General features: G+C 73.8%; 5 protein-coding genes and 1 pseudogene. 4 read left to right on the plus strand and 2 right to left on the minus strand.

The window, feature by feature from the left end:
* Positions 1-173: 173 nt before the first annotated feature.
* Positions 174-1,082: an oxygen-dependent tRNA uridine(34) hydroxylase TrhO gene (trhO, locus tag AC2W7A_RS09065; protein ID WP_485991078.1), complete on the minus strand. Its 909-nt coding sequence runs from the start codon at positions 1,080-1,082 to the stop codon at positions 174-176.
* 86 nt (positions 1,083-1,168) lie between these two features.
* On the opposite strand from trhO, the gene AC2W7A_RS09070 reads away from it, so the two are divergent.
* The 4 genes and pseudogenes from AC2W7A_RS09070 to AC2W7A_RS09085 all read left to right on the plus strand — a co-directional run bounded on the left by AC2W7A_RS09070 (position 1,169) and on the right by AC2W7A_RS09085 (position 5,108).
* On the plus strand, positions 1,169-1,297 hold the full coding sequence (locus AC2W7A_RS09070; protein ID WP_485991079.1) for a hypothetical protein: 129 nt from the start codon (positions 1,169-1,171) through the stop codon (positions 1,295-1,297).
* Positions 1,298-1,323: 26 nt separating this feature from the next.
* On the plus strand, positions 1,324-1,941 hold the full coding sequence (locus tag AC2W7A_RS09075; protein ID WP_485991080.1) for a GNAT family N-acetyltransferase: 618 nt from the start codon (positions 1,324-1,326) through the stop codon (positions 1,939-1,941).
* A 155-nt stretch (positions 1,942-2,096) separates the two neighbouring features.
* Positions 2,097-4,413, plus strand: a pseudogene (locus tag AC2W7A_RS09080) (DEAD/DEAH box helicase).
* 155 nt (positions 4,414-4,568) lie between these two features.
* Complete coding sequence (locus AC2W7A_RS09085; RefSeq protein ID WP_485991081.1) at positions 4,569-5,108, plus strand: RDD family protein; 540 nt, start codon at positions 4,569-4,571, stop codon at positions 5,106-5,108.
* An 8-nt stretch (positions 5,109-5,116) separates the two neighbouring features.
* Here the strand turns inward: AC2W7A_RS09085 and AC2W7A_RS09090 are convergent.
* Positions 5,117-5,372: Rv3654c family TadE-like protein (locus AC2W7A_RS09090; protein WP_485991082.1), on the minus strand; the 256-nt coding region annotated here is incomplete at its 5' end.

The raw sequence follows: 5,372 nt of genomic DNA on the forward strand, positions 1-5,372 counted from the left end.
CTCGGCGTGCTCGCGGTCCAGGGCGGTCACAGCCATGGGTCCCAGCAGGGCCTCGACGGCCTGCGTGGTGAAGGGCAGGGAGGCGAGGTCGGAGGCCAGGGCGGCGGCCGTCGTCGGGGTCAGGCGCGGGGCCGGCGGGACGGTGCCGGCAGAGGCGCGCGAAGAGATGGTGGTCATGCGGCGCTCCGAGCGGTGCAGACGGGACAGGTCCAGGAGGCGTCCTGTGCGCAGTCGGCGCAGCGGACGGTGAGGGTGGTGCAGGCCGGGTCGGCGCAGTTGCGCAGGTCCGAGGTGGGTGTCTGGCAGCCGTGGCAGCGGCCGATGGTCTCGGCGTCGTCGGTGAAGCGGGTGGACAGGCGGCGGTCGAAGACGGCGAGCTCGCCGTGCCACAGGCCGGAGTCCCCGAAGGCCTCGCCGTAGCGGACGATGCCGCCGTCGAGCTGGTAGACCTCCGCGAACCCGCGGTCCTTCAGCAGCGCGGAGAGGATCTCGCAGCGCACCCCGCCGGTGCAGTACGAGACCACGGGCGAGTCCTTGAGATGGTCCAGGGCGCCGGAGTCCACGGCCGCGAGCAGGTCCCGGGTGGTCTGGGCCGCCGGGACCACGGCGCCCTCGAAGCGTCCGATCTGGGCCTCCACGGTGTTGCGGCCGTCCAGGAAGACCACCGGGCGGTCCGTGCCGGCGCGCTCGGCCACCAGCTCGTTCACCCGCTGCGGGGACAGGTGTTCGCCGGTGCCCACCACCCCGGTCTCATCCACCCGGATGCGCTCCGGGGCGCCGAAGGCCACGAGCTCGGGCTTCACCTTCACGGACAGGCGCGGGAAGTCCTCCGCCGAGCCGTCCGACCACTTGACCTCCAGGTCACGGAAGGCGGGGTGCTCGCGGGTCTGCTTCACGTACTGCTTCACGGCGTCCACGGGGCCTCCCACCGTGCCGTTGAGGCCCTGCGGGGACACGATGATCCGCCCGGTCAGACCCAGCTGCCGGCAGAGGGCACGCTGCCAGAGGCGCACCGCCTCGGGGTCGGCCAGCGGGGCGAAGCGGTAGTAGAGGGCGATGCGGGAGACGGTCGTCGGGCTCATCGGCGTTCAGCCTAGTCCGCGCCCGTTCATTCCATTCCGGTCACACTCCGTGGCCCAGCTCACGGCGGCGGGCTAGTGTCAGAGGCATGACGGACTTCAAAGACGATGCACTGGTGGACACCTGGTTCGAGGCCTGGTCGCGCTCCCGCGGCTACGAGACCCACCAGGACGGACGGATCCGCTCCGCCCTGCGCACCTCGCGGCCGGCGGCATGATCCCGGGCGGCTCGGGGCGGGCCACGATGGACGTCCCCGCGGCCTGGGAATACGTGCTCGTAGCCCCGACGCAGGCCGAGCTCGACCCCATCCTGAAGGACCTGCAGGAGCACCCGGAGCGCATGCTGACCGTCTTCGGCGAGGCCGAGGCGGACCTGGCCGGCGCGGGTCTGAAGCAGGCCGTGGACTCCGAGCGGCTCATGACCGTGGAGATGGACCACGAGGTCCAGGACGTGGAGCCGCCGCTGCTGCCCGAGGGCTACGAGGCCCGCGTGGACGAGCCCGTCACCGGCAGTCGCCGGCTGCGGATCGTGGCCACCGGCGCCTCGACCGCCCCGGAGGGCGAGGACGAGCTCGCCGCCATGGGCTGGGTGACCTTCGACGGCACCACGGCCGTGTACGACCGCATCTGGACCTCACCACAGCACCGCCGCAAGGGCCTGGGCTCCCTGGTGATGCGCTACCTGACCTCCGAGGCGATGAGCCAGGGCGACCTCTCCGAGGGCCTGCTCGTGGCCTCCCCGGACGGACAGCTGCTCTACGGCCACCTCGGCTGGACCGACCTGGCGCCGGTGTCCATCTGGGTCCGCGGGGACGGCGAGTCCATCCACAGCCCGGAGCACACGGGCACGATGGGTCGGTGACCGACTCCTTCCCCACCCCGGGTCCGTGGGGCGCGCCCTCGGCGGGACCCCTTCCCGACGACGGCCCCGCACCCTCCGGCAATGAGCATGCGGCGGCGGTCTGCGTCGCCCTCGGCCGCCGGCGTCTCCCGGAGCAGGTCAGGCACCTCCGTCACCTGCCTGCCCGGTCGGCGCGACCGGTCGACTGGCCGCACGCACCCCCGAGGGGTTGTGCGGGCCCGTCGGCGCGCTCGGGGTCGAACGCCCCTGGTCGCACCAGTGCAGGCCGCCGAGGCCGCCTTGGACGGCCGGCACGTGGTGGTGGCCACCGGCACCGCCTCCGGCAAGTCCTTGGCCTATCAGCTGGCCGTGGCGTCCACCCTGGCCGAGGATCCCAGGGCGACCGTGCTGTACCTGGCACCGACGAAGGCACTGGGCGCGGACCAGCTGGCGTCCTGGACGCGGATCGCGGAGCAGGGGATGCCCGGGCTGCGGGCGGCCCCGTATGACGGGGACACCGATCCGGCCGAGCGCGCCTGGGCACGCCAGAACGCCTCGGTAATCATGACCAACCCGGACATGCTGCACGTGGGGATCCTGCCGCACCACGAGCGCTGGGCGGAGTTCTTCCGGAACCTGGCCTACGTGGTGGTGGACGAGGCACACACCTACCGCGGGGTGTTCGGCTCGCAGGTGGCGATCCTGCTGCGACGGCTGCGCCGGATCGCGGCGCATTATCGGCGTGACCGGGGCGAGACGGTGTTCATCGGGGCCTCGGCCACCTCTGCGACCCCGGCCGAGCACTTCTCCGCGCTGATCGGGGCGGAGGCGGCGCCGGTGTCCGAGGACGGCTCGCCGCACGGCGCCGTCACCGTCGCGTTCTGGGAGCCCGAGCTGACGGACCGCCGCGGCGAGCACGGGGCGCCGGTGCGACGCTCGGCCACCGCGACGGCCGCGGACCTGATCACCGACCTGGCCCTGCAGGGCGTGCGGACGCTGGCCTTCATCAGGTCCCGGCGCGGGGCGGAGTCCATCTCCTCGATCGCCCGCAGCCAGCTCGAGGAGGTCGAACCCGGGCTGGGTGGCCGGATCGCGGCCTACCGCTCCGGGTACCTGCCCGAGGAGCGGCGGGAGCTCGAGGCGCAGCTGCGCTCGGGCGAGCTGCTCGGCATGGCCTCGACGCCGGCGTTGGAGATGGGCATCGACATCGCCGGGCTGGACGCCGTGGTGGTGGCGGGCTGGCCGGGCACGCGCGCCTCGTTCTTCCAGCAGATCGGCCGGGCGGGCCGCTCCGGCGGCGAGTCCCTGGCGTTCTTCGTGGCCTCGGACGACCCCCTGGACACCTTCCTGGTGGAGCACCCGGAGGCGGTGTTCGACCTGGGTGTGGAGGACACCGTGGTGGACCCGACCAATCCGCACCTGCTCGGCGCCCAGCTGTGCGCGGCGGCGGCCGAGCTGCCACTGACGCCGGAGGACCTGCCGCGGTTCGGGGAGCCGGAGGCCGTGCGGCAGCTGGTAGAGCGGCTGTGCGAGCAGGGCCTGCTGCGGCGCCGGCCGGCCGGCTGGTTCTGGACGCACCCCGAGCATGCGGCCGGCATGGTGTCCCTGCGGGACGACGGCGGCGGGCCTGTGCAGATCATCGACGCCGCCTCCGGCGCCCTGCTGGGCACCATGGACTCGCCGCAGACCCACTACCAGGCGCACCCGGGTGCCGTGTACGTCCATCAGAACCGGACCTACCTGGTGCTGGAGCTGGACGAGGACGCGCACGCCGTGATCGTGCAGCGGGCATGGCCGGACTACTTCACCACCGCCCGGGACGTCACTCAGATCGAGATCCAGGGCATCTCCCGGCAGGCGGCCGCGGCCGGGTCCTCGGTGCGCTGGTCCCTGGGCGACGTCCGTGTGACCACCCAGGTGGTCTCCTACCAGCGCAAGGCGCTGATCTCCGGCGAGGTCCTCGGCGAGGAGCCGTTGGAGCTGCCGGCACGGGACCTGTTCACGCAGGCGGTCTGGTACCAGGCGGGCTCCGAGGAGCTGGTGGCCGCGGGGCTGACCGCGGACCGACTGCCCGGCGCCCTGCACGCGGCCGAGCACGCGATGATCGGCATGATGCCGCTGGTGGCGTCCAACGACCGCTGGGACATCGGCGGCGTGTCCATGGTCCTGCACCCGGACACCGGCGTGCCCACGGTGTTCGTCTACGACGGCCGCCCCGGCGGCGCCGGCTTCGCCGAGCGCGGGTTCGTGCAGGCACGGCGCTGGGTGAACGCCACCGCGGCGGCCGTGGCGACGTGCGAGTGCGAGGAGGGCTGCCCGTCCTGCGTGCAGTCCCCCAAGTGCGGCAACCGCAACAGCCCGCTGGACAAGGCCGGCGCCCTGACCGTGCTGTCCCTGCTCTCCCGGACGTTCGACGACCTGGCCGAGGTGCCCGCCGAGCGGGTGCTGCCGGAGGAGTTCGCCGTGGCTCCGCAGAAGGACGACGGGCGTTGAGCCTCCGGGCGGTGGCGCGCGTCGAGCCTCCGGGCGGAGCCGAGCTCCATGACGGGGCCCGGCCCGGGTGGCGGCGTCGGGCGGACCGTGCCCCCGCCGTGGACGAGTGCAACGATGGTGCCGAGCCGTTGCGCCCGTCGAATCGGAGGCCCTCGATGCGTAGTCCCCGCTCCCTCACCTCTGCCCTGCACCCACTGGCGGCCCGCAGACTGGCCGCCTACGGGATCGACGTGGCCTGCTACCTCGGCGTGGCCGCGGCGACGGTGCCCCTCGGGCTCGCGGCCCGGCACCGGTGGCCGATCATGCCCGAGCCCGTGGTCCACGCGCTCGGTACCATCCCGCCGATCGTGGCGGCCGCGTGGGCGGCCTGCGCCGAGCAGTCCGCCACCGGAGCCACGCCGGGGAAGCGGCGGATGGGCCTGCGGGTCTGCACCGACGACGGCACTCGGCTGACCGCCTCCCAGGCCGGGGCCCGTGCCGCGGCCAAGGTCCTGGTGCTGTGGCTGGCCGGTCACACGGTGACCATCCACGCCGTCTACCGTGGCGAGCGGGGACCTGACGCACTGGTGTGGGTCAGCGGAGTGCTCGCCTACGGTGCCGTCGCCCTGGGCGTGGCGCAGACGGTCCTGGAACCGGGACGGCCGCTGCACGATCGGCTGGCCGGCTCGCGGGTGGGGCACGCCGCGGCGGGCTGACGCCGGGGTCATTCGTCCGCATCGGGATCCGCGTCGGCGGGACCCTTGTCCGGTTCGTCCGGCAGGATCGCCCCGGTCGGCGGACCCGCCCTGGCGGTGGCCTCCGCGTCCGCGCCGAAGACCTGCTCCACGGCGACGGTGACCGTCACGGTGGACTGCTCCCCGGGTTCGCAGGAGGTCAGGCGGGCGCCGTTGCGCCCGGCCGTGGCCTCGGCCAGGGTGCAGGCGTCGGTGCCGGTCGGGTCGACCCCGCGCAGGGCGTCG

This window comes from Micrococcus sp. LASM2_SD2 (assembly GCF_057364565.1).

Excerpts from the sequence above, each read along its gene's own strand:
- AC2W7A_RS09070 (WP_485991079.1), top strand. The coding sequence starts at position 1,169 with ATGACGGACTTCAAAGACGATGCACTGGTGGACACCTGGTTCGAGGCC.
- AC2W7A_RS09085 (WP_485991081.1), top strand. The coding sequence starts at position 4,569 with ATGCGTAGTCCCCGCTCCCTCACCTCTGCCCTGCACCCACTGGCGGCC.
- AC2W7A_RS09075 (WP_485991080.1), top strand. The coding sequence starts at position 1,324 with ATGGACGTCCCCGCGGCCTGGGAATACGTGCTCGTAGCCCCGACGCAG.
- trhO (WP_485991078.1), bottom strand. The coding sequence starts at position 1,082 with ATGAGCCCGACGACCGTCTCCCGCATCGCCCTCTACTACCGCTTCGCC.